The sequence below is a fragment of the Halobellus inordinatus genome (genome assembly GCF_024498335.1).
Lineage (GTDB): Archaea > Halobacteriota > Halobacteria > Halobacteriales > Haloferacaceae > Haloquadratum > Haloquadratum inordinatus.
In genome coordinates this window covers 171,950-195,371 of the sequence record NZ_CP101825.1, presented here as the reverse complement: position 1 = coordinate 195,371, position 23,422 = coordinate 171,950, and the positions used below count along the sequence as shown (strand labels likewise).

Annotated in this window: 25 protein-coding genes; 11 read left to right on the top strand and 14 right to left on the bottom strand. The window is 65.5% G+C overall.

Annotated elements, in window-relative coordinates:
- Nucleotides 1–57 precede the first annotated feature (57 nt).
- Nucleotides 58–972, top strand: coding sequence for an MBL fold metallo-hydrolase (locus NO362_RS00870; RefSeq protein ID WP_256545782.1), 915 nt, complete (start codon nt 58–60; stop codon nt 970–972).
- Between the two features lie 244 nt (nt 973–1,216).
- On the opposite strand, the gene NO362_RS00865 is transcribed toward NO362_RS00870, so the two are convergent.
- Nucleotides 1,217–3,154, bottom strand: coding sequence for an aldehyde ferredoxin oxidoreductase family protein (locus tag NO362_RS00865; protein WP_256545781.1), 1,938 nt, complete (start codon nt 3,152–3,154; stop codon nt 1,217–1,219).
- Nucleotides 3,155–3,323: 169 nt separating this feature from the next.
- Here NO362_RS00865 and NO362_RS00860 point away from each other — a divergent pair, with 169 nt between their 5' ends.
- Nucleotides 3,324–4,421, top strand: coding sequence for an archaeosine biosynthesis radical SAM protein RaSEA (locus NO362_RS00860; protein ID WP_256289163.1), 1,098 nt, complete (start codon nt 3,324–3,326; stop codon nt 4,419–4,421).
- 82 nt (nt 4,422–4,503) lie between these two features.
- On the opposite strand, the gene NO362_RS00855 is transcribed toward NO362_RS00860, so the two are convergent.
- The 3 genes from NO362_RS00855 to purS form a co-directional block, all read right to left on the bottom strand.
- The gene (locus NO362_RS00855) at nt 4,504–5,013 is read right to left on the bottom strand and encodes a TspO/MBR family protein (RefSeq protein ID WP_256545780.1); all 510 of its coding nucleotides are present in this window, start codon (nt 5,011–5,013) and stop codon (nt 4,504–4,506) included.
- A 179-nt stretch (nt 5,014–5,192) separates the two neighbouring features.
- The gene (gene purQ, locus NO362_RS00850) at nt 5,193–5,870 is read right to left on the bottom strand and encodes a phosphoribosylformylglycinamidine synthase I (protein WP_256545779.1); all 678 of its coding nucleotides are present in this window, start codon (nt 5,868–5,870) and stop codon (nt 5,193–5,195) included.
- A 55-nt stretch (nt 5,871–5,925) separates the two neighbouring features.
- Nucleotides 5,926–6,177 carry a phosphoribosylformylglycinamidine synthase subunit PurS gene (gene purS / locus NO362_RS00845; RefSeq protein ID WP_256289161.1) on the bottom strand — a complete coding sequence of 84 codons (252 nt, stop codon included), beginning with the start codon at nt 6,175–6,177 and terminating at the stop codon, nt 5,926–5,928.
- A gap of 188 nt (nt 6,178–6,365) precedes the next feature.
- Between purS and NO362_RS00840 the strand changes: the two genes are divergently transcribed.
- Nucleotides 6,366–7,355, top strand: a complete 990-nt coding sequence (locus NO362_RS00840) for a formyltetrahydrofolate deformylase (RefSeq protein ID WP_256545778.1) — start codon at nt 6,366–6,368, stop codon at nt 7,353–7,355.
- Nucleotides 7,356–7,600: 245 nt separating this feature from the next.
- Here the strand turns inward: NO362_RS00840 and NO362_RS00835 are convergent, their stop codons facing one another.
- On the bottom strand, nt 7,601–8,638 hold the full coding sequence (locus tag NO362_RS00835; RefSeq protein WP_256545777.1) for a phosphoribosylaminoimidazolesuccinocarboxamide synthase: 1,038 nt from the start codon (nt 8,636–8,638) through the stop codon (nt 7,601–7,603).
- A gap of 150 nt (nt 8,639–8,788) precedes the next feature.
- On the opposite strand from NO362_RS00835, the gene cofH reads away from it, so the two are divergent.
- The 3 genes from cofH to NO362_RS00820 all read left to right on the top strand — a co-directional run bounded on the left by cofH (nt 8,789) and on the right by NO362_RS00820 (nt 12,110).
- Entirely contained in the window at nt 8,789–10,198 is a 1,410-nt protein-coding gene (gene cofH, locus NO362_RS00830) for a 7,8-didemethyl-8-hydroxy-5-deazariboflavin synthase subunit CofH (RefSeq protein WP_256545776.1), read from the top strand.
- Between the two features lie 147 nt (nt 10,199–10,345).
- Nucleotides 10,346–11,503 (top strand): tubulin/FtsZ family protein, encoded by a 1,158-nt coding sequence (locus tag NO362_RS00825; protein WP_256545775.1) that lies wholly within the window; start codon nt 10,346–10,348, stop codon nt 11,501–11,503.
- 58 nt (nt 11,504–11,561) lie between these two features.
- Nucleotides 11,562–12,110, top strand: a complete 549-nt coding sequence (locus NO362_RS00820; RefSeq protein ID WP_256545774.1) for a metal-dependent hydrolase — start codon at nt 11,562–11,564, stop codon at nt 12,108–12,110.
- A 25-nt stretch (nt 12,111–12,135) separates the two neighbouring features.
- On the opposite strand, the gene cofG is transcribed toward NO362_RS00820, so the two are convergent.
- The 5 genes from cofG to NO362_RS00795 form a co-directional block, all read right to left on the bottom strand.
- The gene (gene cofG, locus NO362_RS00815) at nt 12,136–13,314 is read right to left on the bottom strand and encodes a 7,8-didemethyl-8-hydroxy-5-deazariboflavin synthase subunit CofG (RefSeq protein WP_256545773.1); all 1,179 of its coding nucleotides are present in this window, start codon (nt 13,312–13,314) and stop codon (nt 12,136–12,138) included.
- Between the two features lie 64 nt (nt 13,315–13,378).
- Entirely contained in the window at nt 13,379–14,089 is a 711-nt protein-coding gene (cofC, locus tag NO362_RS00810) for a 2-phospho-L-lactate guanylyltransferase (protein WP_256545772.1), read from the bottom strand.
- Between the two features lie 17 nt (nt 14,090–14,106).
- Nucleotides 14,107–14,892 (bottom strand): hypothetical protein, encoded by a 786-nt coding sequence (locus NO362_RS00805; RefSeq protein ID WP_256545771.1) that lies wholly within the window; start codon nt 14,890–14,892, stop codon nt 14,107–14,109.
- Entirely contained in the window at nt 14,861–16,042 is a 1,182-nt protein-coding gene (locus NO362_RS00800; RefSeq protein ID WP_256289151.1) for a tubulin/FtsZ family protein, read from the bottom strand. The genes NO362_RS00805 and NO362_RS00800 overlap by 32 nt, the downstream gene beginning before the upstream one ends.
- A 219-nt stretch (nt 16,043–16,261) precedes the next feature.
- Nucleotides 16,262–17,188: a complex I NDUFA9 subunit family protein gene (locus tag NO362_RS00795; protein WP_256545770.1), complete on the bottom strand. Its 927-nt coding sequence runs from the start codon at nt 17,186–17,188 to the stop codon at nt 16,262–16,264.
- 122 nt (nt 17,189–17,310) lie between these two features.
- Between NO362_RS00795 and tmk the strand changes: the two genes are divergently transcribed.
- Nucleotides 17,311–17,910 (top strand): dTMP kinase, encoded by a 600-nt coding sequence (gene tmk / locus NO362_RS00790; RefSeq protein WP_256289149.1) that lies wholly within the window; start codon nt 17,311–17,313, stop codon nt 17,908–17,910.
- A 41-nt stretch (nt 17,911–17,951) separates the two neighbouring features.
- Here tmk and NO362_RS00785 read toward each other — a convergent pair whose 3' ends face one another.
- Nucleotides 17,952–18,272 carry a DUF7991 family protein gene (locus NO362_RS00785; RefSeq protein WP_256289148.1) on the bottom strand — a complete coding sequence of 107 codons (321 nt, stop codon included), beginning with the start codon at nt 18,270–18,272 and terminating at the stop codon, nt 17,952–17,954.
- A gap of 153 nt (nt 18,273–18,425) precedes the next feature.
- Nucleotides 18,426–18,659, bottom strand: a complete 234-nt coding sequence (locus NO362_RS00780; protein WP_256545769.1) for an Lrp/AsnC family transcriptional regulator — start codon at nt 18,657–18,659, stop codon at nt 18,426–18,428.
- Nucleotides 18,660–18,815: 156 nt separating this feature from the next.
- Between NO362_RS00780 and NO362_RS00775 the strand changes: the two genes are divergently transcribed.
- Entirely contained in the window at nt 18,816–19,499 is a 684-nt protein-coding gene (locus NO362_RS00775; RefSeq protein WP_256545768.1) for a potassium channel family protein, read from the top strand.
- Nucleotides 19,499–19,729: an Lrp/AsnC ligand binding domain-containing protein gene (locus tag NO362_RS00770; protein ID WP_121569886.1), complete on the top strand. Its 231-nt coding sequence runs from the start codon at nt 19,499–19,501 to the stop codon at nt 19,727–19,729. Before NO362_RS00775 ends, NO362_RS00770 begins: the two co-directional genes overlap by 1 nt.
- A gap of 24 nt (nt 19,730–19,753) precedes the next feature.
- On the opposite strand, the gene NO362_RS00765 is transcribed toward NO362_RS00770, so the two are convergent.
- Nucleotides 19,754–20,266: a DUF5813 family protein gene (locus tag NO362_RS00765; RefSeq protein WP_256545767.1), complete on the bottom strand. Its 513-nt coding sequence runs from the start codon at nt 20,264–20,266 to the stop codon at nt 19,754–19,756.
- A 326-nt stretch (nt 20,267–20,592) separates the two neighbouring features.
- Between NO362_RS00765 and NO362_RS00760 the strand changes: the two genes are divergently transcribed.
- Entirely contained in the window at nt 20,593–20,970 is a 378-nt protein-coding gene (locus tag NO362_RS00760) for a 30S ribosomal protein S8e (protein WP_121569884.1), read from the top strand.
- 25 nt (nt 20,971–20,995) lie between these two features.
- On the opposite strand, the gene NO362_RS00755 is transcribed toward NO362_RS00760, so the two are convergent.
- Complete coding sequence (locus tag NO362_RS00755) at nt 20,996–21,997, bottom strand: phosphate signaling complex PhoU family protein (protein ID WP_256545766.1); 1,002 nt, start codon at nt 21,995–21,997, stop codon at nt 20,996–20,998.
- 364 nt (nt 21,998–22,361) lie between these two features.
- On the opposite strand from NO362_RS00755, the gene NO362_RS00750 reads away from it, so the two are divergent.
- Nucleotides 22,362–23,414 carry a PstS family phosphate ABC transporter substrate-binding protein gene (locus NO362_RS00750; RefSeq protein WP_256545765.1) on the top strand — a complete coding sequence of 351 codons (1,053 nt, stop codon included), beginning with the start codon at nt 22,362–22,364 and terminating at the stop codon, nt 23,412–23,414.
- The last annotated feature ends 8 nt before the right edge of the window (nt 23,415–23,422 follow it).

Below are 23,422 nucleotides of genomic sequence, written 5' to 3'. Positions count from 1 at the left end.
GATCGACGGCCTCGCCCGGACGGAACGCTTTTTTCGCCGCGCGTCGCCGGTTCCGCTATGGCTATCGGCGATCTCGCCCCGGTCGAGGGAACGGACGACGTCTACTACGTCGACGTCGGGACGCACGGCATTCCGCGCTACGGTTCGGTGTACATCATCGACGCCGCGGAACCGACGTTCGTCGACACGGGCCTCGGCCGCAACCGCGAGTACCTCCTCGACGCGCTCGACGAACTCGACATCGCGCGCGAGGACGTGCGGCACATCCTCCCGACGCACGCGCACCTGGATCACGCCGGCGGCGCGGGCTACCTCGCCGAGGCGTGTCCGAACGCGACGGTCCGCACCCACGAGATCGGTGCGCCGCACCTCGTCGACCCCGAGCGCCTCGTCGCGGGCACGAAAGACGCCGTCGGCGACCTCTGGGAGTACTACGCCGAGCCCGTGCCGGTTCCCGAATCGCAGATCGACCCGCTCGTCGACGGCGACGAGATCGACCTCGGTGACCGCACACTCTCGGTGATCCACGCGCCCGGCCACGCCCCGCACCAGACGATCTTCCTCGATTCGAAGGACGGCCTGCTCTTCACCGGCGACGCCGCCGGGATCTACGTCCCCGAACGCGACGTCGTCCGACAGACGTCGCCGCCGCCGCAGTTCGACCTGGAACAGAGCCTGGCGGACGTCCGGAAGATCGAGGACCTCGAACCCGAGACGCTCTGCTTCGGGCACTTCGGCGCACGGAAGTACGACGCCGCCCTGATGGAACAGTACAAGCGCGCGCTCGTCGAGTGGGTCGAAGCGGTCCGGCAGAAGCGCGCCGAACTCGACGACGACGAGGCCGTGATCGAATTCTTCGCCAACCACTCGGAGCTAGTCGAAGTCTGGGGTGAGCAGAAGGCGAGCGCCGAGGAGCGTCTGAACGCGAGCGGCGTGCTCGTGGCGCTCGATAGGATCGAACGCGACGACTAGTCGGTCACCAACAGCGTCCAGTTCGCCGCCCGCGCGGCGGCGTCGCTCCTGATGCTCGTATCTCCCGTGAAAACGCGGGTTCGCGTGGTTCGACCCCGCCCGCTCGCGTCGGGTGTCCCCGAGCGACGCCGCGTGGGCGCTCGGCTGCGCTGCGACGGCGGCCGCAGTTCGGCGTCAGGACCGCACTAAAATCAACTTTGCCGTGTTGACCCTGTGTAACGGTCCGAGACCGCTTGCCGCTTGATCAGTCGTCGGCGGGTGCCTGGCTGTCGCCACTGGAGACACCGGTGCCGGGTCCGATGTCGATGCCGAGTTCGTCGAGGCGTTCGTCGGGCACGACGCCGTCGACCCACTTGCGGCGCTCGTAGTACTCGTCTTTCATCTTATCGAGCTCACAGAGCTGTCCCTCGGAGCCGCCCTGTCCGGGGATGGCTTCCTCGCCCTCGACGAATCTTCCGGGCAGGTCGTCGTCCTTGCCGTCGAAGCCGACGAGGTTGTTGTAGTACCGTTCGAGGGTGTAGATGCGGTCGCCGGCCTCCATCAGCTCGTCTTCGGTGACGTCGCGGCCGGTCATTCCGTTGTACTGCGCCACGTACTCGTCGATACCCTCCGCGAAGGCGTTGAACTTGCAGATGTCGAAGGAGTCCGAGATGGCGTGGAGGTCCTGGAAGAGCGCACAGAGTTCGCCCTTGCCCTCCCACTCGGTCGGATCGACCTTCTCGGGGATGCCGAGAATCTCGGCGGAGGGCGTGTACCCGCGGAGGTGACACGCGCCACGGTTCGAGGTCGCATACCCGATTCCCATCCCCTTCATCGCGCGGGGGTCGTAGGCGGCGATCGTCTGGCCCTTGACGGCCAGCGAGTTGTCGTGGGCGTCGCGCTCTTCGGCGACGCGCCGCGCACCTTTCGCGAGGAGTTCGCCGAGTTCCGTGTCCTGATGGGCGATCTCGTCGAGCAGGTCGATCATCCGCTCGGTGTCACCCCACTCCAGACCTTCTTCGAGGTCGTCGAGTTTGCCCTGCTCGGTCATCTCCATCGCCATCGCCATCATATTCCCTGCCTCGATGGTGTCGATGCCGAGTTGGTTGCACCTGTTGATCATCACGGCGATGCTGTCGCGGTCGTCGTTCATCGAGTTCGGACCGAGCGCGTACGCCGACTCGTACTCGTAGGACTCGCCGCGGACGTTCATCTCCTCGCCCTTGTGCTCGTAGGTGACTTCCGTCTCCTTCTTGCAGGCGACCGGGCAGGAGTGACACGTCGGCTCGTCGACGAGGATGTTCTCGCGGACGTTCTCGCCGGAGACCCTCTCGGCGTCGATGTTGGGTTCGCTCGGGTCCCCCTCGGCTTCGGAGTGCGTCGAGGTGTACTTCCCGTTTCGGGTCGGCAGCCCGTCCATCTCCTCGGCGAGGTTCATCAGGACGTTCGTCCCGTACAGCGAGAGGCCGCCTTCGTTGGGTGCGGTGACGTCGGACTCGCGGATGAGTTGCATCGCCTGCTGGTAGCCCTCGGTGAACGTCTCCGGCTTTTCGGGCTTTGGCATCTTCGTGCCGGATTTGATGACGATGGCTTTCAGGTTCTTCGAGCCCATCACACAGCCGGTGCCGCCGCGCCCGGAGGCGCGGTCGTCTTCGTTGATGATGCAGGCGTACTTGGTGCCGTTCTCGCCGCCGGGGCCGATGGCCATCGCCGAGAGGTTCCGGCCGAACGTGCCGTCGTGCTCCGCTTCGATCTTGTCCATCGCGTCGTGGACGCCCAGTCCCCACAGCTCCGAGGCGTCACGCAGCTCGACTTCGCCGTCTTCGACGTAGGCGTAGACGGGCTCGTCGGCCTGGCCCTCGAAGAGCAGGCCGTCGAAGCCGGACCACTTGAGTCGAGCGCCCGACCAGCCGCCGTGATGGGAGTCCGTGACTGTCCCCGTCAGCGGCGACTTCGTACAGACGGCGATGCGGCCGCTCATCGGCGCTTGCGTCCCCGTCAGCGGGCCGTTCATAAACGCGAGCAGGTTCTCCGGTCCCTCGGGGTCGACGTCGACACCCTGATCGAATACGTACTTCACGCCGAGGCCGCGCCCGCCGATGTACTTGCGCGCGTCCTCGTCGTCGATTCCCTCGTACTGCACGTCGCCGCTCGTGAGGTCGACGCGAGCGACGTGGTCGTTGAATCCTCCCAGATCAGTCATTGTTAATGTCCATTGTTTCATAGGGGCGGAAATCTGTTAGTCGTTGCCACCACGGGGTAACCGGAAGAAGTTACGTGGTCGCCGGCGGAGCACTCGTCGGGATCTCCACGTCCACCGATCCGGCGCACAGACGACGGAGATTTACCGACTCGTCGGTTACAGACGCGCAATGAGTCAGCCGAGCCCCGAGGTCTACGAGCACGGGAAGGGGATGGACGCCCACAATCAGGTGATGCGAGAGATCCGGTCGGAGAAGGAGAAACACTACGACCCTCACGAGCCGACGCGCGTCTGGCTCGACGAGGACAACACGCCCGATGGGGTCGTCAACTCGCTCACGATCATCCTCAACACCGGCGGCTGTCGGTGGGCCCGCGCGGGCGGCTGTACGATGTGCGGCTACGTCGCCGAGTCCGTCGAGGGCGGCAGCGTCTCCCACGAGGCGCTGATGGACCAGATCGACGTCTGTCTCGAACACGAAGCGGAAAATGCGGACGAGCCCGCAGACCTCATCAAGATCTACACCTCCGGGTCGTTCCTCGACGAGCGCGAGGTCGGCGCCGAGAGTCGCCAGGCGATCGCCGAGACGTTCGCCGACCGCGAGCGGATCGTCGTCGAGTCGCTGCCGGACTTCGTCGACAAAGAGAAGATCGCCGAGTTCACCGACGTGGGCCTCTCGACCGACGTCGCGATCGGACTGGAGACCGCGACCGACCGCGTCCGTCACGACTGCGTGAACAAGTACTTCGACTTCGCGGACTTCGAGGCCGCCTGCGCGGAGGCCCGCGACGCCGACATCGACGCCGACGGCGTCAGCGCCGGGGTGAAAGCCTACCTGCTGATGAAGCCGCCGTTCCTCTCGGAGTCGGAGGCGATCGACGATATGATCTCGTCGGTCGAGCGATGCGCCGCCGTCGACGGCTGTCACACCGTCTCGATGAATCCCACGAACGTCCAGCGGTACACGATGGTCGACGAACTGTTCTTCCGCGGCGGCTACCGCCCGCCGTGGCTCTGGTCGGTCGCCGAGGTCCTCGAAGCAACCGCGGACGTCGACGCCATCGTCGTCTCCGACCCCGTCGGCCACGGCTCCGACCGCGGCCCGCACAACTGCGGCGAGTGCGACGACCGGGTCCAGAAAGCGATCAAGGACTTCGACAAGCGGCAGGACCCCGCGGTGTTCTCGCAGGTCTCCTGTGAGTGCGAGGCCACCTGGGAGTACGTCGTCGACGAGGAGACGAGCTACGGGATGCCACTGGCGCGGTAGGTGTCGCTGGTACGATAGACGCCGCTGTCGTGATAGACGCCGCTGTCGCGATATCGACGCAGCCGTCGGAATCTGTGTCTGATCAGTTCAGGACCCAAAAGCGGTAGTTGAGGTACGCGGCGAAGCTCACCCAGAGGAGGTAGGGACCGAGCAGCAGCGCCGCACGTCGGTCGACGCGTGCGAACGCCCACATCGTCGCGACGATCAGCACCCAGAGCGCGGCGATGACCGCGAGACCGAGACCGATCGCCTGCAGTCCGAAGAACGCGGCCGACCAACCCAGATTGAAGACGAAGTGGACGGCGAACACGACGACGGCGAGGCGGACTGCACCGGGCGCGTCGGTCGCCCGCCGCCAGACGAGCCACAGTCCCGTGCCCATCAGCGCGAACAACGTGGTCCAGACGGGCCCGAACACCCAACTTGGCGGCGCGACTGCGGGTCGGACGAGCGAGTCGTACCACGTGCCGAGGCCCTGTGCGGTGAAGACCGCACCCGACGCGCCGACGAACTCGACGAGCAGAATCGACAGCACGAGCGCGAGGAGGGGGCGCTTCGTGGGCAATCGGCGGACGTTCGTCTGAAATGACATCACAGTGAATATTCTATCGCAGGCGACATAATACGTCCGCCGACGGGTCGCCTTCGGCTCGCCGGCGGGTCGGTCACCTCCCAAGCGGCTGTCCGAAACCTCCCTCGCGGTCGCCTCAACCACTTCGCCGCCGTCGGTCACCTCCCAAGCGCCTGACCGAAACTACGGGTCGCGTCGGCTCAGGCGAACGCGGACAGCACGCCCTGGCCGTCGATGCTCCGACCGAGGTCGGGCAGCGTCGCGCGCTCGGGGTGAGGCATCAGCACCGCGACGTTCTCGTGGTCGCCGGTGATGCCGGCGACGTTCCCGCGCGAGCCGTTGGGGTTCGCGTCGGCGGTGACGTTGCCGTCGGCGTCGCAGTACCGGAACAGGATGCGATCCTCGGCGACGAGGTCGTCGTAGCGATCGTCGGCGATCTCGAAGCGGCCTTCGCCGTGCGCGATCGGGATTTCGACGACGTCGCCCTCGTCGTAGGCGGCGGTCCACGGCGTGTCGGGGTTCTCGACGCGCAGGTAGACCGATTCACACTGGAAGCGCGCGCTCGCGTTCGTCGTGAACGCGCCCGGCGTCAGTTTGGCCTCGCAGCCGATCTGTGCGCCGTTGCAGACGCCGAGCACCGGAACGCCGTTTTCGGCGGCATCGCGAACGTCGTTCATAATCGGCGAGTGCGCGGCCATCGCGCCCGCGCGGAGGTAATCGCCGTAGGAGAAGCCACCCGGGAGCACGACGCCGTCGATATCCGACGGGAGGCCGTCTTCGTGCCAGACGCGCTCGGCGTCGACGCCGACGTGTGCGAGCGCCTGGACCGCGTCGCGGTCGCAGTTCGAGCCGCCGAACTGGACGACAGCGACCGTCACTGGGACCAACCTCCGTGGCGGACAAAGACGGTCGGTGTCGAGGAAGGGAGGCTCATCAGGCTTCCGTCACCTCGACGTCGTAGTCGTGGATCGTCGGGTTCGCGAGCAGTCGCTCGGCCATCTCGTCGGCGCGGTCGGCCGCGGCGTCGGCCGACTCGGCGTCGAGATCGAGCTCGAACTGGTCCGCAGAGCGGAGCGCCTCCAGTTCGAATCCGAGACGTTCGAGCGCGCGCTTTGTCGTCTCGGCTTCGGGGTCCAACACGCCCCGCTTGAGGCGGACCGTCACCGTCGCGGTGTACGTCGTCATCGAATCGTAGTGCGCGGTCGTGTGTAAAAGACGTTTTGGACTGGTTCGGGTATACACGAACGTGGTATCGGCGGGAGAGACGTCTCAGCGTTTGGAGGATTTACTCGGAATGGAAAGAAACGCTTTTAGCCGTCGCTGGATTCGCATCGACCGATGAGACCGCGCGCCGCGGCAGCGAGGTGGAAGCGATGACGAATGATCTGACCGAAATCACCGTCGTCGGAGGAGACAAGACGGGACTCGTTGCGAACGTCACGACGCTGCTGTTCGAGCGCGGAATCAACGTCGAAGACATCGACCAGGCCGTCCGCGATGGCGTCTTCCGAATGACGCTGCACGCGGACACCTCCGAGATGGTCTGCACCGAGGAGACGCTCCGAGATGCTCTCTCGGACCTCGGCGCGGACCTCGGCGTCGACATCCAGGTCCGGTTCCCGACGGACCGCGAGACGCGACGGATCGCCGCGCTGGTGACCAAAGAGAGTCACTGCCTCGAAGCGCTCCTGCAGGCCCGCGCCGACGGCGAACTTGAGGCCGAAATCGCGGTCGTGATCGGGAACCACGGCGATCTCGAACCCCTGGCGGACGCCTACGACGTGCCGTTCGTCGACGTCGGCGACGAGACCGGCGTCCCCGACGAAGACCACTTGCTGGAGGTGCTCGACGACTACGAGATCGACCTCGTGGCGCTCGCGCGCTTCATCCGTATTCTCAGCCCCGAGGTCGTCTTCCGCTACGAGGACCGCATCATCAACGTCCACCCCTCGCTCCTGCCGGCGTTCCCCGGCGCGAAGGCCTACCGGCAGGCGAAAGAGGAGGGCGTCCGGATCGCGGGCGTCACGGCCCACTACGTTACTACAGACCTCGACCAGGGGCCGATCATCTCCCAGCGCGTGTTCGACGTCCCCGACGACGCGTCCGTCGAGGAACTCCGCGAGCGCGGCCAACCGCTCGAAGCGGAGGCGTTCCTCGAAGCCATCCGACTGCATCTGGACGACGCCGTCTCCTCGCACCGCGGGCGGACGAGTCTCCGCGAGAGCGCCGACGCCGAGGACTACCAGCTCGGTCTCTCGGGAGACGCTGAGGCAGCCCAACCCGACGGCCCCGTCGACGACCTCGATTCGGCGCTTCGGAACGCGCCCGAGTCGCCGTCGGTTCCGGACCCGGCCGACGACTGAGTGACGCGACTACCCGGGAGACCACTCAGTCGGCCACGTGAGGCGGTCACTTCTTTAAGTGGCTGCGCAACGGTACCGAGCCGAACGGCCGTCTAACGCGACGACGTACCACAGGAGTCGACGAGTGCTACGACCACGGCTGCCCCGCCCGCGGTGAGACCTTCTCATAGAGATTATCGTAAATCCTCATAGATTTCTCGCCGGACGGTACGGCGAGACTCTCCGAACGGTTACGATAATCCCTATCAGAGGTCGCGGGCGCGGGCGACCGCGTCGTTGATGTCGGGCGCGTCGAACCACGCGGACCCGGTGTAGGCGTTTGTCCCGGCCGCATAGAGGTCCGCGACGGCTTCGAGAACGTCCGCCGGAAGCGACTCGGGCGAGCGATCGCACAGGCCGCGCCAGTCGGCGACGCCCTCCTCGCGCGCCTGCGACTTCGCCTCGGAGACGGCGTCGACCCACTCGGGGTCGGTCCGCTTGTAGTACTGCCGGACGACCTCCTTCGAGACCTCCTGGCCGTCGTAGGAGAAGCGGTTCTCGTCGAAGGTGCCGACGACGTCGGCGACTTTGATGGTCCCGTCGTGATACAGACATTCGATTTTGCCGTCCTCGTGGACGAACCCGCGTTCGGCGGCGCGTTCGTTCAGGACCTCGTTCACCGCGAGCGCGAGGTCTTCGAGGTCGTCGAGGGCGGCGACGCCGGCGATCCGGTCGGCCTCCGGCCGCGAGAGGTAGCGATCCTGTTCTTCGTACTTCGTCGAGAACTCGACGACAGGCTCCGGCAGGTCGACGGCCTCGTCGGGCCACGACGCGAGGTCGAGGCCGTATTCGGCGGGCGTTCCCCGAGACCGGAGGCTCGATCCCGCGGGGACGGTGTTGCGGAAGACGATCTCCAGGGGGATCAGGTAGTTCTCGCCGGCGGCATCGTGGTAGGCGTCGTAGTCGTACTCGTCGTCGCCGAGGTAGGGGAGGTCCGGCACCTGCGTGAGTTCGATCGCCATCTCGGTCGGCGGTTCCTCGCACGCTTCGAGGGAGATGGGGTCGTCGCCGGCCGACGCGCCCGCCGGATAGACGCCCGCGTAGTGCGTCGGGACGTCGTGCTCGGACAGGCGCTCGAAGTTGTGTGCGCCCATCGTACACAGCGACGCGCCCTTGTTCGGGACGTGATCGGGCATCTCCCCCCAGTCGAAGACGGAGTACTGGTCGGTGAACACGAACCGTCCGCGCCCGAGGTCGGACGCCGTCGGTTCCGCGTCGACGCGGAACTCCTTGACGCTCGTCATACGCCGAAGTGGCGTCGGCATCGCACAAGAAGGCTTCCACTCCCGTGTGTACTTTCTCCGAATCGCGGCAGGATCTATACACGTCTGTGATATACCACGCCAGTTCCGCTACCACCTCACTTTTTGTCTCGTATCGCGTTGTGAACCGGTATGCGCGAGCCAGCCGCACCGACGGACGAGGGGTCCGACTCCGCTTCCGATTTCGAGTTCGACGTCGTCCCCGACACGGACCAGTCGTTCGAGAACGCGCTGGCGAAGGCCCGCGCGGGCGACCGCCTGACCGTCGACGACGGGATCGAACTGATCACGACCGGTACCGACGCGCCCGGAATCGACCCGATACGGAAAGAGCAGGTCCTCGAGGCCGCCGACCGGCGACGAGCCGAGGTCGTCGGCGACGAAGTCACGTTCGTGGCGAACCTCAACAACAACGTCACGACCGCGTGTAACACCGGCTGTCTGTTCTGCAACTTCAAGAACACCGCCCACCAGTTCGAGGCGGACTACGACGGCGAGCACGCGGGCTTCACCAAACCGCCCGCGGAGTCGCGCGCCGTCGTCGAGGACGCGCTCGATATGGGCATCTACGAGGTGACGTCGGTCTCGGGACTCCACCCCGCGTTCGCACTGAATGAGGAGCACCGCGAGATCCTGGCGACGTACGACGACCCGGCGAAGGAGGTCGACTACAAACCGCCGACGGTCTACGAGACCGATCCCGGCACGTACGTCGAGCAGATGCGCGCGATGTCGATCGGCGGAGTCCACCTCCACTCGATGACGCCCGAGGAGGCCCAGCACGCCCGCCGCGGCACCGACTGGTCCTACGAGGAGGTCTACCGCGAACTCAAGACAGCGGGGCTCGCCTCCGCGCCCGGCACCGCCGCGGAGATCCTCGTCGAGGAGGTCCGCGACGTCATCTGCCCGGGAAAGATCGGTACCGACGAGTGGGTCGCCGCGATGGAGGGCGCGGTCGCGGCCGGACTCGACGTCACCTCGACGATGATGTACGGTCACGTCGAGAACGCGGCTCACCGCATCGAACATCTGAAAGTGATCCGCGATCTGCAGGACCGCACCGGCGGCATCACCGAGTTCGTCCCGCTCTCGTTCGTCCACGAGAACACGCCGCTGTACGAGAACGGCGTCGTCGACGGCGGCGCGAGCGACGCCGAAGACGAACTGGTGGTCGCAGTCGCCCGACTGTTCCTCGACAACGTCGAGAACATCCAGTCCTCGTGGGTGAAGTTCGGGAACGCGAAGGCGCTGAAACTGCTCAACTGCGGCGCGAACGACTTTATGGGGACGATCCTCTCGGAGGAGATCACCACCCGAGCCGGCGGGTCCTTCGGCGAGTTCCGCTCGTTCGACGACTACGTCGAGATGATCTCGGCGATCGGTCGTACGCCCGTCGAGCGTTCGACCGACTACCGGACGGTGCGCCGGATCGACATCGACGATCGACCCCACGGGCCACGTCTCGGGCCGCGGGCCGACGGCACGCCGATGCTCGACGGTCAGTCGCCGTCGGGTAGCGACCCCGCCCCCGCCGACGACTGAGAGAGAGTATCACAAGTCCCGATGGATTTCTCGCCGGACGATACGGCGAGACTCTCCGAACAGTTACGATAATCCCTACGAGCGGCGATTTCACCGGACCCCGCCGGGCGGAGCCTTATTGTCGCTGGCTCCCAACAGTTCGCTGAGATGAAGATCGCACTGATCGGCGTCGGCCAGGCCGGCGGCAAGGTCGCTGACGCGATCTTGGAGTACGAGGCGGCGAGCCGGGCCGATTTCGTCACCGACGCCGTCGCCATCAACTCGGCGACGGCCGATCTACTCGGCCTCACCCAAATCCCGGTCGACAACCGTGTCCTCATCGGTCAATCGCGCGTGAAAGGCCACGGCTGCGGGGCCGACAACGAACTCGGCGTGACCGTCGCCCAAGAGGACATCGACGAGATTCGCGGAGCCATCAACGACCTGCCGATCCACGAGGTCGACGCGTTCTTCGTCGTCGCCGGCCTGGGTGGGGGAACCGGATCGGGCGCCGCGCCGGTCATCGCGCGCGAACTCTCGCGGCTCTACACGGAGCCGACGTACGGACTCGGCGTCCTGCCCGGGAGCGACGAGGGCGGGATCTACACGCTGAACGCCGCGCGGTCGTTCCAGACGTTCGTGCGGGAAGTCGACAATCTGCTCGTCTTCGACAACGACACCTGGCGACGGGCGGGCGAGAGCCTCCACGGCGGCTACGCAGCCATCAATCAAGAGATCGCCCGCCGCCTCGGCGTCCTCCTCACCGCGGGTGAGGTGTCGAACGCGCCGGTCCCGGAGTCGGTCGTCGACGCCTCCGAGATCATCAACACGCTGGCCGGCGGCGGCGTGACGACCATCGGCTACGCCAACTCGGAACTCGAACGGGCCTCTCGGGGGCTGTTCGGCCGGCGCGAGGCCGCTCCCGACGCGACGGACGTCGTCAACCGGATCACGACGACGGTGCGCCGAGCGACGCTCGGAAACCTCACGCTCCCGGCGAACGTCCAGAGCACCGAGCGCGCGCTCGTCGTCGTCAGCGGACCGCCGAAGTACCTCAACCGGAAGGGGATCGAGGAGGCACGGCGTTGGCTGGAGGAGGAGACCGGCACGATGGAGGTCCGCGGCGGCGACTACCCGATCCCGGAGTCGAACTACGTCGCGGCGCTCGTCGTGTTCGCGGGGGTCACCGACGTCCCGCGGATCAAAGAACTCCAGCAGATCGGTCGCGAGACGCAGCAGAACCTCGAAGCCAGGGCCGCAGAGCGGCCGGAGGCGCTCCGGGATCTCGTCTGGGGCGACGAGGGCGGTCTCGATCCGCTGTTCTGACTGCTTTCGCCGGCGAAGCCGGACAGACTCAAGTTCGCTCCGATCCTTCCACCAGTCGATGATGGTCACCACGCACGTGGCGGCCGGGCTCCTCCTCGCCGCGCCCGTGGCCTACGTCGCCCCCGAGTTAGCCGCCCCGGCCGCTGTGGGAGCGGTCCTCGGCGGTATCCTCCCGGACGTGGATCTGTTCGTCGGCGTCCACCGCAAGACGCTGCACTTCCCGGTGTACTACTCCGCCGCCGGCGCTCTCGCTGGTGCCCTCGCAGTGGCCGCTCCGTCGGCACTCACGGTCGCCGTCGCGCTGTTCTTCCTCGCGGCGGGTATGCACTCGCTGTCGGATTGGTTCGGCGCGGGCGAGGAGCTCCGCCCGTGGGAGCGCACCTCCGACCGCGCCGTCTACCTCCATCCGCGGCGCCGGTGGCTCCGCCCCCGCTACGTCGTCCGCTACGACGGTGCGCCCGAGGACCTCCTCTTGACAGTCGTTCTCGCGGTTCCCGCCGCGGCGACGTTCGACGGCTGGCTCCGGGCGCTGGTCGTCGGCGGCGTCTTTCTCGCGGCGGCGTACACGCTCTTCAGAAAACGGGTTCCGGACTGGCTCGGCGTGTGAAGCTTCGCCACTCTCTCGCGAGCGCTCAGTCGGCCGATCCGCCCGACGGCAGCGGAGAGTCCACCGACAGCGGACCATTTCGCCGTGCGACGCTCCGGTAGCGCTCGCCGTGGACGTCGCCCGCGGTGATCGCCGAGGCGATCGGCTCCGAGAGCCACTGACCCGCTGCCGGCCGGCCGTCGAAGTCGTCTCTGCGGAGCGACTCCGGGAGGTAGCGGTCGTACACTGGCAGGCGTTCGTACAGCGGGACGCCGGCTTCCGCCGCAATCTCCTCTAGTTCCCGGAGCGCGGGCCAGGCGTAGTCGGGGTTGATGTAGTCTTCTGTGACTGGCGAGACGCCCCCGAGGTCGTCGACGCCGCAGTCGACGAGGTCGCGCGTCGGCGAGAGGTTCGGCGGCACCTGGACCGACACCTCCGCGGGGAGCGCGGCGCGCGCCATCGCGACAACCCGCCGCATCGTGTCGACGGACGGCTGCTCGAAATCCGAGCGCTCGTTCGGGACGACGTTCTGGACGATCACCTCCTGGACGTGATCGTAGCGCTCGTGGAGCTCTCGGATCGCGAGGAGGCTCTCGGCGCGGTCACGCCACGACTCGCCGATGCCGACGAGAAGACCGGTCGTGAAGGGGACACCGACCTCCCCCGCTGCGCGGATCGTGTTCAGCCGCTGCCCCGGCGTCTTCCGTCGCGTGCCCGAGTGTGCGCGCACGTCCGCGGTCGTTTCTAACATCACTCCCATACTCGCGTTGACCGGCGCGAGGCGCTCGAAGTCGGCTTCGGTCAGATCGCCCGGATTCGAGTGCGGCAGGAGGCCCTCTTCGAGTGCCATCTCACAGCAGTCACGGAGGTAGCCGAGAATGTCGTCGTAGCCCCACTCGGCGAGTTGGTCGTGGATCGCTGTGTAGCGTTCGTCCGGTTCGTCGCCGAAGGTGAAAAGCGCCTCCGTACAGCCGGCGTCGGCGCCGACGCGCAGTCGCTCGCGGACTTCGTCTGGCGAGAGGAGCGTCGCTTCGCCCGGAACGTCGTAGTAGGTGCAGTACGTGCAGGTGTAGCGACAGGCGGTCGTCAACGGCAGGAAGACGTTCCGCGAGAAGGTGAGTTCCGGCGCGGCCGCGACGTCCGCCGGCGTCACCGACAGCAGTCGGTCGACCGCCGACTCCTCGATCGTAACGTCGACGCCGTACTCCTCGGCCGCGGGGAACATCGTGGTCACGTTTCGCGGTCGGACGTACAAAAACAGTCGCACTCCGGGACGCCGCCGAGGCGGATCACGATCGGTCGACGCCGACCCGACTGTCGCTGGTGTCGATCCCGAAGCCAGCGTCTTGCAGCCACTCGCGAGCGCGTCCGCGGCCGTGCAACAGTACTTCGGCGAGGTCTGCCGGCTCGTCGACGTCGGTCGCCAGCCGCATCGAGTCGACGGTGTCGACCGCGAGCCCTGCCTCCTCAGCGATGCGGCGGTGGTCCCGATAGGACGCGCCGTGGTAGTCGACCGAGAACGCGGGGTCGCGAACGACGAGTGCGTTCGTCCCGCCGCCGCGGCCCGGCGCGATCGCGACGTCGCCACCGACGGCGAACAGTCGACGGAGCGCCGCCGGCGTCGCGAGTGCGAGATCGGCCATCACGATCGCCACCGCGCTCGTCTCCTCGCCGAGCCGATCGAGCGCTCCGTTCACCGCTGCCGTGAGTGGTCTGTCGTCGATGGTCGCTGAAAGAGAATCTACGAGGCCTGCGTCGAATTCGGTTTCGGGCCGACTCCCCGTATCGTCGACCGTCGACGACTCGTCGGCACCATCGCCCGCGGTACTCTCATCGAGGGGCGCCGAGAGGAGCAACTCGGGCTCGTGGCCCGTCTCCCGGACGGCGTCGACGACGTCGTGGAGCATCGCGAGCGAGAACTCGTGGCGCTCGGACCGCGAGAGCGGGGGCGCGAGGCGACTCTTCGGGTTCTGATTCGTGTACGGAACGAGGACGTGCATCGCAGAAAAGGAGAGACTCAGCCGAGTTTGTCGTGACCCTGCTGCTGGGAGCGCCAGTACAGGAAGCCGCCGACGAGGAGGCCGATCACGACGAGTCCACCGACGCCGTACAGCGCGTACTGCATCAGTTGATTGGACTGCTGGGTCTGTTGGGCCTGCTCTTGGGCCTGCTCGGCGAGATCGCTCGCGAGCGAGAACTCCTCGCCGTTGTAGGCGTCGATCGCGTTTCCGAGCGACCGTTCGGCCTCCTGGGAGTTCACCTGCTCGACGTCCGCGGACGCCTCGTCGATCGCGTTCCGCGCCTCGCGACTCTCACCGGTGTAGTACGTCGCGTTCCAGCTCTCGATCTCGTTCGTGGAACCGCCCTGACGCGTCTGTTCGAGTCCGATCACGGTGAACGTCTGTGCGGGCTCGTAGGAGTACGACGCGACTTCGGGGACCGTACCGGTCACTTCGACTTCGACCTCGTTCGTCCCGTCGGACGTCGAGATCTCGGCGCCCGAGAAGGACTGCCCGTCGAAGGACTCCTGATCGACTTTCGCGCCGGTCTGGTCGTAGTAGTAGACCGTCCACGTCACGTCGGTCAGGTCCGTCTGCCCGGCGAGCGTCCACGATTCGAGCGAGGGGTTCTGATACAGTTCTGTCAGCGTAGCTGTCGCAGTGACCTGTGTCCCGACCTCAGCGTCGCTGGTGACGTCCGAGTCGCCGACGGAGACGGCTGCTCCGGGGACCGTGGCGACCGAGAGGACGAAGAGACAGGCTAACGCGAGCTTAGAAAAGCGACTCCAGCTCGTCTTCGTCATCGTTTATGAGATTCTCCAGATTGTCTTCGCTCTCCTCTCGGATGTCGTCGATGTTGTCCTGTGCCTCGATGGCGACCTGCTGGAGCTCCTTGATGCGGGGCACGTTCGTCACGCCCGAGAGGAGGATGACGGACGCGACCTTTCCGGAGTCCTTGATGGGGTAGTCGCCGCCGCGGACTTCCATACTACCGGTCTGCTCTTCGATCCACTTGCGACCGCGCTCTATTCCCTTCCGATTGAGGTGCCGCGGGGGACCGGCCATCACGAGCAGCGCGCGTTCGCTGCCTTCGATCTCACAGGGGAGCGTCAGTCGGCCGAGCGCGGCCTTTCGAACGAGCGAGGTGATTCGATTCGTCGTGTGTGCGGTGTCGAGTTCCGTCTCCTCGTTGCCGCCGGTGATCCGGGAGAGCAGCCCGCTGCTCGAAGACTCGTTTTCGACCGTCTCGGAGGCGTAGCCGACCGTCGAGACGCCGCCGCCGGCCAGCGTGTTGATGATCTCCGAGGAGTCGACGACGCTCTCGGCGACTTCGCTGCCCTGGCCGACCTCGCCGGCTCCGAAGAGGACGCCGAAGCGGGTGACGATCTCCTCGTTGATCTCGTCGTAGCCGCCCTGGACGGACTCGCCGGTCTTCCGCCAGGCGTCGTTGTCGAAGACGAGCAGATTGTCGACTTCCCGCACGAACGTCTGGAACGACCGCGCGGCGTTCAGCGTGTAGATCCCGCCTTCGTCGCTTCCGGGTAGGATCCCCAATCCGTAGACGGGTTCGGTGTAGATTCGCTGGAGATGTTTCGCGAGAACGGGCGAGCCGCCGCTGCCGGTACCGCCGCCGAGACCGGCGACGACCAAGAACGCGTCGACCTCGTGGACCGGGATGCTGTCGATCGCCCCTTGGACTTCGTCGATGTCTTCCTCGGCGACTTCCGCGCCGAGTTCGTTGTCGGCGCCGACGCCGTGGCCTTTCACGCGCGATTGACCGATGAGGACCCGCTGGTCCTTCGGGATGTGTTCTAATCCCATCAGGTCGGCCTTCGCCGTGTTGACCGCGACTGCCGCGCGGACGATATTCGAGTTGTGGCGCTTATCGTACTCGACGAATTTGTCGACGATCTTTCCCCCGGCCTGCCCGAAACCGATCATTGCGAGCTTCATTTATCGGGTCCCCTCGCCATTGGGTGTATCCCAGTGCAAACGCGGACATAAACCTTGTGATGGTGTGAAACGGGCAGAACGAGATGCGTACCACCGAAACCGCAGTACTGCGAGTGGGCGTTAATGAGTCATTAGACCTCTGTACCCGTGAGGTCAGGACCTATTTCTCAGGATTTAAATTCGGCGCAGTGAGTCAACAGCGGCGACAACGCGTCGGTCTCACCCGGAACTCGCCGCAGTGGCAGCGGTCCCAGCGTCGCCCGCGCGCCCGTTCAGGTACGCCTCCAACGTGGTGAGTTCGCCGGTCCCGACGTCGAAGGCGTCGACGTCGTTGTCGTCGGTGACGTTGTCGAACTGCAGCGAGCGGAACTGGTCTTTGCCCATCGGGAAGCCGGGAATGGCGCCGCCGATCGTGAGCCCCACCTTCGCGAGTCCCATCGGGACCGGCACGACCGTCGTCGACCGGCCGTCGGACTTGTGGATCATCCGCGCGATCTCCGCCAGCGTGAGTTTGTCCGGGCCGCCGACCTCGTAGATCTTTCCGACGTGCTCGTCGGACTCGATGGCGTCGGCCAGCATCGGCACGAGGTCGCCCACCCAGATGGGCTGGAACCGGGTCTTGCCGCCGCCCGGAAGCGCGCTGAGGTACGGCGGCGCGAGCAGTTTCGTGAACGAGATGAATTCGCCACCCTCGCCGAAGACGACCGAGGGACGGAAGATCGTGTAGTCGAGGACGGACTCGGTGACGATCTCCTCGGCCTCGCCCTTCGATCGGATGTACGCTGTCGGACCCTTGGGATCGGCACCGAGCGCACTCATCTGAACGAGCCGAACGTCGTGTTTCTCGGCCGCGCGGACGACGTGTTCAGTACCCTGTCTGTGGATCCGGTCGTGCATCTTGTCGCCGCCGCTCGGTTTGAACAGCGGCGAGAGCGCGACGAGGTTGTAGACTGCGTCTTTCCCCTCGAAGGCGCCCTTGATGGAACCGTAGTCGGTGACGTTTCCCATCACTTTGTTGACTCCCTTCGGAAGGTCCTGGCCGCTGGGGCTTCGCGAGAGGGCGGTTACTTCGTGCCCCCGGCCCTTCAGCTCCCGGCAGAGGGTGCTTCCGATGAATCCGCTCCCGCCGACGACGAGTACTTTCATACCCGTGATATCTCTCCGTGTCGACGTAAAGCTAACTGCCGTTTCCGTCGACGCACGGGTGCCTCGACGGCGCGTCGCAGCGACTCGGTGGGATTTTACTCCCCGATCCGCCATCTCGAACTATGCTCCTCACGCTGGAGGGACTGGACGGGAGCGGGAAGACCACCGCCTGGCAGGCCCTCAGAGACGACTACCCCGACGCGGTGTTCACCCGCGAACCGACCGATTCCTGGTACGGCGACGCCGTCACCCGCTCGATGCACGACGACGACGCCGACCCGCTGGCCGAGCTGTTCCTGTTTACTGCCGATCACGCGGACCATCTCTCTCGCGTCGTGCGACCGGCGCTCACAGACGGGACGCTCGTCGTCTCCGACCGCTACACCGACTCGCGGTTCGCATATCAAGCGGCGTCGCTCGCGGAATCGTATCTCGCCGGCGGTCGGGACCCGCTGACGTACATCCGGGAGATCCACGACGTCTTCACCCATCCGCCGGACGCGACGATCTATCTCGACGTCGACCCCGAGACGGCCGCCGAGCGGGCGGGCGCGACGAACAAGTTCGAACACGCGGAGTACCTCGAACGAGTCAGTGAGAACTACGAGCGACTCATCGAAAGCGACCCCGAGCGGTTCGTCCGCGTCGACGCGACCCAGTCGCTCCCGGACGTGATTGACGCCGTCGAAGGACACGTCGAGCGGCTGGTCGCAGACCGATAGCTGTCCGAGGCCAAGCAGCGCGGGGGAGTTGCGTTATCGGTTCACTGTCGGTCCGGGAGGTCGTACTCCTCCGGTGCCGGAATGTAGAGCGTGTCGATGGTGAATCCGAGTGCGAGCGGGAGCGCGATGGCCGCACCGAGAAGCGCCGTCGCACCGAGGTTCAGACCGGCGCCGATCGGGAGGATCCCGAAGAAGACGAGCGTCGTCACGAGCAGCGCGATCGGGATGAGCGCGAACGAGTAGACGACGTATCCCCACTGGGTGTTCAATCGGAGGCGGAAGAAACGGGTCAGCACGGCTGCCAGCAGCGTGTGCACCACGAGCACCGCCCCGAACAGCACGAGTCCGACGACCGAGACCATACCAGGAGTAGGGGCGCCGAGGACTTTACGCGTTCGGCTCCGTGGCGTTCGCCCCGCCCGAGCGACTGCGCGTCGCTACCGACGCGTCGTCCGCGCGATTCCGTCGTTTACGGCGGTTTTCCCGTCCGCGGCAGTCTCCCCCGCCTGCGGCGGCTACTCGTCCATCGAGATGTACGTCTTGGTGTCGTTGACGCCCTCGAACCCCTGAATTTCGGTCGAGGACGCGCTCAGGACTTTGTACACCTCGGGGGCGTCCACCTCGGCGATGATGTCGTACGCGCCCGCGACGATGTGCGCCTCGGTCACGTTCGCCAGTTCCCGGATGGAGTCGATGAGTCGCTCTGACTCCCCGGCGCCGGTCTTCACCATAATGAACGCGTGAACCATACTACCACGGTACGTGATACCATCTCATAGCATTTGTGCCGCGAGTGGCGTACCACGCTGACTCGATAGGACGGGTCGGAACGAGACCGGACCGACGAATCGTACAGGGACGTTCCGGAGAAACATTATTCACGTCCGCCGGCGTACCTCATTCGTATGCGGTTCGTTATCATTGGTGCAGGTCGCGTGGGACTCCGGACCGCCCGGGTTCTCAGAGACGAAGGGCACCAGATCACGCTCGTCGAACAGAACCGCGATCGGGTCGAGCGCGCCCGCGAAGACGGCTTCGAGGTCGTCGAAGGCGACGGCTCCCGCGAGGAAGTCCTCGTCGAGGCCGGCATCGAAGACGCCGACGGCCTCGGGGCGCTCACGGCCGACCTCAACGTGAACTTCGCGGCGTGCTCGATCGCGAAGTACCACCACACGTGGACGGTGCTCCGCGTCGACGAGGACTACCGCGAGGAGGTCTACCACAAGTACGCCGACGAGGTCGACGAGGTGGTCTACCCCGAACGCCTCGGCGCGCTGGGCGCGAAGAACGCACTGCTCGGTGGCTCGGTGCGCGCGATCGCCGATGTCGCGCAGAACCTCCAGGTGGTCCTGATGACCGTCACCGAGGAGTCGCCGATGCGTGGGTACACGATCGAGGAGGTCGCACTCCCGGCGAACGCACGGATCCTGGCGTTCGGCAAGGCCGACAAGCCGATGGGGCTCCCGCTGTCTGACGACTCGCTGGAAGTCGGTGATCGGGTCGCCGTCCTCGCCGACTTCGACGTGCTCGAAGAGGCCAGACAGCTCATCGTCGGAGAGAAACTCGCGCCCGAGGGGGGTGTGGCCTGATGGTCACCGCCTACGTGATGGTCAAAGCCTCGACGGGCGACGTCGATCGGCTGAAATCGGCGATGTCGTCGGTCGACGACGCAGTCGAGAGCGTCAGCGTCGTCGCCGGCGACATCGACTACATCGTGAAAGTCCGCGTAGAGAGCCCCGGCGACGTCAAAGACATCGCGACGTCGATCCACGAGATGGCCGGTATCGAACACACCCAGACGTACATCGCGATGGACTGACCGCTCCGAACCGTCGTCTCGGAACTACAGCGGCGTCCCGCCCTTCGTCCCCCCGCCCGTGCTTGCCGCCCGTTGGATGAGATGCGTCACTGGCTCCGTGTAGTCGTAGCCGGGGATGATCCCCTCGACGTAGGTTCCTTCGACGTACTCGACGGCGGCGACCGCGTCGGCCGCAGCGCGGTTGGCGTCGAGATCGGTGAGTTCGACGTTCAGGACCGCGTGTTCGCCGTCTCGTTCGACCGTGACGTCGGGGTCGTCGGTGCCGCGGAGCGCCCCGTCGACGTCTTCGAGCCGAAGCGCGAGCGTGTCGAACCAGCCGTCTTCGACGACCGGGGCGACGTGGTCCTCGGTGACGGCATCGAGCATCGGCACGCGAACGGTGACGGCGAACACGGCTGCGCCGCCGTCGCTGTCGATCACGACCTCGCCGTCGAAGGCGGTCGTCGTTACTGCGTAGCGTCCGTCGTCGAGTCGTTCGAAGGAATCGTGCTGCTCCGCGGCGCGCCGGGCGCGCGCGACGGCGTCGCTCTCACTCATTGTCTCCCAAAGGACTCGTAGCGACAAAAACGTCTCGCGCCGGGCTCTATATATGTCAACGAGGGCGAAACGGTTTCCGGGTGCGGCACGTTTAAGTGGTTCCCACTCTTCCCGCCAAGTGACGCTTCGTCTGGAGGGCCGAAGCGTCAGCGGGGACCAATTCAGGGCGGCAGCGGCCGTCCGGGCTGTTCCCGGACGGCTGCTACCTTTTCCGCGACGTCGACTCCCGAGAGACGTCGCTGTCGGTCGTTCGACGCCGTCTCCACTGTCTCTACTCGCGTCACCGATTCGAGCGATTGAAGTACTCACCCGGTCAGTTATCCCGTATGCAGGACCAAGGACGTTCGAAGCGGAAGCGGACCGGCGGTCGACGCCGACGCTCGCACAAGAAGACGCGCCACCAGCTCGGCCGTCAGCCAACCGAAACGACCGTCGGCGAGCCGCGGTTCCAGGTCGTCGACGCACGCGGCCAGAACAAGAAGGTCCGCGCCCTCTCGGCGAACGTTGCGCAGGTCGCGATCGACGGCGAAGTCGAGGAAGCGACCATCGAAAACGTGGTCGAGAACCCCGCGAACGTCAACTACGTTCGACGGAACATCATCACGAAGGGCGCGATCATCGAGACGAGCGAGGGCACGGCCCGCGTGACGTCCCGTCCAGGGCAGACCGGTCAGGTCAACGCCGTTCTCGTCGACGAAGAGTAACTCTTCTCGGAACTACGCGTCGATCCTAGGGGGTCGGCGCGGCTTTCTGCAGCGCCGTTTCGGCGATGTTACCGCCGTAGTCGGCGCTCCGCGACACGGAGTCGACGATCAGCCCGAGCAGTTGCGCGCGTGCGGGATCAAGATCACGCAGGAGTTCGTCGATCTTGCGAGCGCGCTCGTCGATGGCCTGGACCGACTCGCGGGCGTCGTTGGCCAGCCGGGTCGCCTCGTCGCTGTCGTCTGTGAGCAGCGCGTCCATTCCGTCGTCGACGATCTCGCGGGACTCCTCGTGGAGTTCGTAGAGCGCGTCGATGACCTCGTCGGGAACTGGCTTCTCGAACTCTAAGGTGAGGTGTGCGATCTTCGTCGCGTGGTCGGCGATGCGTTCGAGCTGTCGCGCCGCGGACTGGTAGTCGAAACAGACCTCGCGGGGGAGTCCGAGTTCTTCGGCGGCCTTCGGCGTCCGCAGCGTCGCCCGGAAGATCCGCGAGACGACCATCCACAGGCGGTCGACGTCGTCGTCGCGCTGGATGACGTCGCGGGCCATATCCGTATCGAGTTCCGCGAGCGCGTCGATGGCGTCCCCGAGCATCGACAGCGAAATGAGCCGCATCCGCCTGACGGCGGTGTGGATCGACAGTTCGGCGGAGTCCAGCAGGTCGCGGATGACGACCTTATCGCGCGTCTCTTCGAGGACTTCGAGACCGACGAGACTCTGGGTCGCCTCCCGAATCGTCCGTCGCTGATCGGTCGTGATCCGCGAACTCTCGAGCGAGATGATGTCGAAGCCACTGACGTACATCGTCATCACCGCGCGCGTGAGTTCGTCGCCTTCGAGGTCGGTTACGTCGAGCGCTCCCTCGGTTCGTTCCTCACCGTTCGCCGGTGCCAAGAATAGTGAATCACCCTCGGGGTAAAATTCGACGACGCTTCCGGCCGAGACGTCGTTTTCAGTCGCCCACTCCTTCGGGATTGAAACTGTGAACGTCGACCCCCCGGTGACCTGCACCTTCCGCGTTTCGACCATATCTGGCCGTTGTGAACCCCATAGTATAAACTTGACCATTACTATATATAGAATCGGCGAACGCTCCTATCTATGTGGTGTGTCCCCACGACTGGGGGATCTCACAACCGCACTTGTCGATCAAATCTATATCTGCTCATAATGTGCTTACTGAGCACTATTTCTCCAAAATAGTTCTGCAACTGAAATCTATTGGAGTAATATGCGAAATACCAACAAAATACTGGCGTCAGTTTGCCCGAACAGTCGCTCTCAGAGTCCCGAAAACAGCGGTTTCAGACTCGACCATAGAGTACGTACTGATATTTTTTCTATATAGCTGTATTAGTAGCCGTTTTATCCTGCCTACGGATACGGAGTGATAATGACGCGCCAATCCAAGCGCAGTAGCGTTTCACGTCGCAAGTTCCTTCTCGCGTCCGGCGGGCTCGGCGTCGCCGGTCTCGCTGGCTGCACACAGCAGAACACGGGCGGCGACTCCACTGCGGAACCGACGTCGGGTGGCGACGACTCCGGCTCGGATGGAACCGACAGCGGGTCACAGTCGCTCGCAGGCGACATCTCGATCGCCGGTTCCTCGACGGTCTTCCCGCTCGCGACGGCGATGGCGCAGCGCTTCCAGGAGACCCACAGCGACGTCAACATCAGTCTCCAGTCGACGGGGTCCGGTGGCGGCTTCGCGAACTACTTCTGTACGGGCCAGACGGACTTCAACAACGCGTCGCGACCGATTCAGCCCGAGGAAGAAGATCAGTGCGCCGGGAGCGATGTCGAACCCGTCGAGCTCAAGGTCGCGACCGACGCCCTGACGGTCATCGTCAACAACGACAACGATTGGATCGGCGAGGGTCTCACCGTCGAAGAACTGAAGCAGATCTGGTCGGCCGACACCTCGCCGGAGATGTGGTCCGACATCAACTCCGAGTGGCCCGACGAGCCGTTCGAACTGTACGGTCCCTCCGACGCCTCCGGGACCTACGACTACTTCCACGAGGCGATCCTCGGCGAAGAGACAAGCCACCGACAGGACTACTCGCCGACCGAGCAGGACCGCACCATCATTCAGGGCGTCACCGGCTCGAAGTACGCGATGGGCTATCTCGGATTCGCCTACTACAGCGAGAATCAGGACTCCGTGCAGGCGGTTTCGGTCAAAGACGGCGAGGGCGAGTACGTCGAACCGTCGCTCGAAACGGCGCTCTCGGGTGACTACACGCCGCTGTCGCGGCCGCTTTTCACCTACCCGAAGGTCTCGGCGCTGCAGGAAGCCCACATCGAGGCGTTCACGCGCTTCTGGATCGAGAACGCGACGAGTCGCGAAATCGTCGCCGAGGAAGTCGGGTACGTCCCGCTCAGCGAGGACGAACAGCAGACGATGCTGACCCGAATCGACGACGCCGTCGACGGATCGAACTAGACAACGCG

Excerpts from the sequence above, each read along its gene's own strand:
- cofH (WP_256545776.1), top strand. The coding sequence starts at position 8,789 with ATGCGCGAGCCAGCCGCACCGACGGACGAGGGGTCCGACTCCGCTTCC.
- NO362_RS00820 (WP_256545774.1), top strand. The coding sequence starts at position 11,562 with ATGATGGTCACCACGCACGTGGCGGCCGGGCTCCTCCTCGCCGCGCCC.
- tmk (WP_256289149.1), top strand. The coding sequence starts at position 17,311 with ATGCTCCTCACGCTGGAGGGACTGGACGGGAGCGGGAAGACCACCGCC.
- NO362_RS00775 (WP_256545768.1), top strand. The coding sequence starts at position 18,816 with ATGCGGTTCGTTATCATTGGTGCAGGTCGCGTGGGACTCCGGACCGCC.
- NO362_RS00840 (WP_256545778.1), top strand. The coding sequence starts at position 6,366 with ATGACGAATGATCTGACCGAAATCACCGTCGTCGGAGGAGACAAGACG.
- NO362_RS00750 (WP_256545765.1), top strand. The coding sequence starts at position 22,362 with ATGACGCGCCAATCCAAGCGCAGTAGCGTTTCACGTCGCAAGTTCCTT.
- NO362_RS00870 (WP_256545782.1), top strand. The coding sequence starts at position 58 with ATGGCTATCGGCGATCTCGCCCCGGTCGAGGGAACGGACGACGTCTAC.
- NO362_RS00765 (WP_256545767.1), bottom strand. The coding sequence starts at position 20,266 with ATGAGTGAGAGCGACGCCGTCGCGCGCGCCCGGCGCGCCGCGGAGCAG.
- NO362_RS00805 (WP_256545771.1), bottom strand. The coding sequence starts at position 14,892 with ATGACGAAGACGAGCTGGAGTCGCTTTTCTAAGCTCGCGTTAGCCTGT.
- purS (WP_256289161.1), bottom strand. The coding sequence starts at position 6,177 with ATGACGACGTACACCGCGACGGTGACGGTCCGCCTCAAGCGGGGCGTG.
- NO362_RS00780 (WP_256545769.1), bottom strand. The coding sequence starts at position 18,659 with ATGGTTCACGCGTTCATTATGGTGAAGACCGGCGCCGGGGAGTCAGAG.
- NO362_RS00825 (WP_256545775.1), top strand. The coding sequence starts at position 10,346 with ATGAAGATCGCACTGATCGGCGTCGGCCAGGCCGGCGGCAAGGTCGCT.
- NO362_RS00755 (WP_256545766.1), bottom strand. The coding sequence starts at position 21,997 with ATGGTCGAAACGCGGAAGGTGCAGGTCACCGGGGGGTCGACGTTCACA.
- NO362_RS00760 (WP_121569884.1), top strand. The coding sequence starts at position 20,593 with ATGCAGGACCAAGGACGTTCGAAGCGGAAGCGGACCGGCGGTCGACGC.
- NO362_RS00770 (WP_121569886.1), top strand. The coding sequence starts at position 19,499 with ATGGTCACCGCCTACGTGATGGTCAAAGCCTCGACGGGCGACGTCGAT.
- NO362_RS00800 (WP_256289151.1), bottom strand. The coding sequence starts at position 16,042 with ATGAAGCTCGCAATGATCGGTTTCGGGCAGGCCGGGGGAAAGATCGTC.
- NO362_RS00785 (WP_256289148.1), bottom strand. The coding sequence starts at position 18,272 with ATGGTCTCGGTCGTCGGACTCGTGCTGTTCGGGGCGGTGCTCGTGGTG.
- NO362_RS00795 (WP_256545770.1), bottom strand. The coding sequence starts at position 17,188 with ATGAAAGTACTCGTCGTCGGCGGGAGCGGATTCATCGGAAGCACCCTC.
- cofG (WP_256545773.1), bottom strand. The coding sequence starts at position 13,314 with ATGTTCCCCGCGGCCGAGGAGTACGGCGTCGACGTTACGATCGAGGAG.
- NO362_RS00835 (WP_256545777.1), bottom strand. The coding sequence starts at position 8,638 with ATGACGAGCGTCAAGGAGTTCCGCGTCGACGCGGAACCGACGGCGTCC.
- cofC (WP_256545772.1), bottom strand. The coding sequence starts at position 14,089 with ATGCACGTCCTCGTTCCGTACACGAATCAGAACCCGAAGAGTCGCCTC.
- NO362_RS00855 (WP_256545780.1), bottom strand. The coding sequence starts at position 5,013 with ATGTCATTTCAGACGAACGTCCGCCGATTGCCCACGAAGCGCCCCCTC.
- NO362_RS00860 (WP_256289163.1), top strand. The coding sequence starts at position 3,324 with ATGAGTCAGCCGAGCCCCGAGGTCTACGAGCACGGGAAGGGGATGGAC.
- NO362_RS00865 (WP_256545781.1), bottom strand. The coding sequence starts at position 3,154 with ATGACTGATCTGGGAGGATTCAACGACCACGTCGCTCGCGTCGACCTC.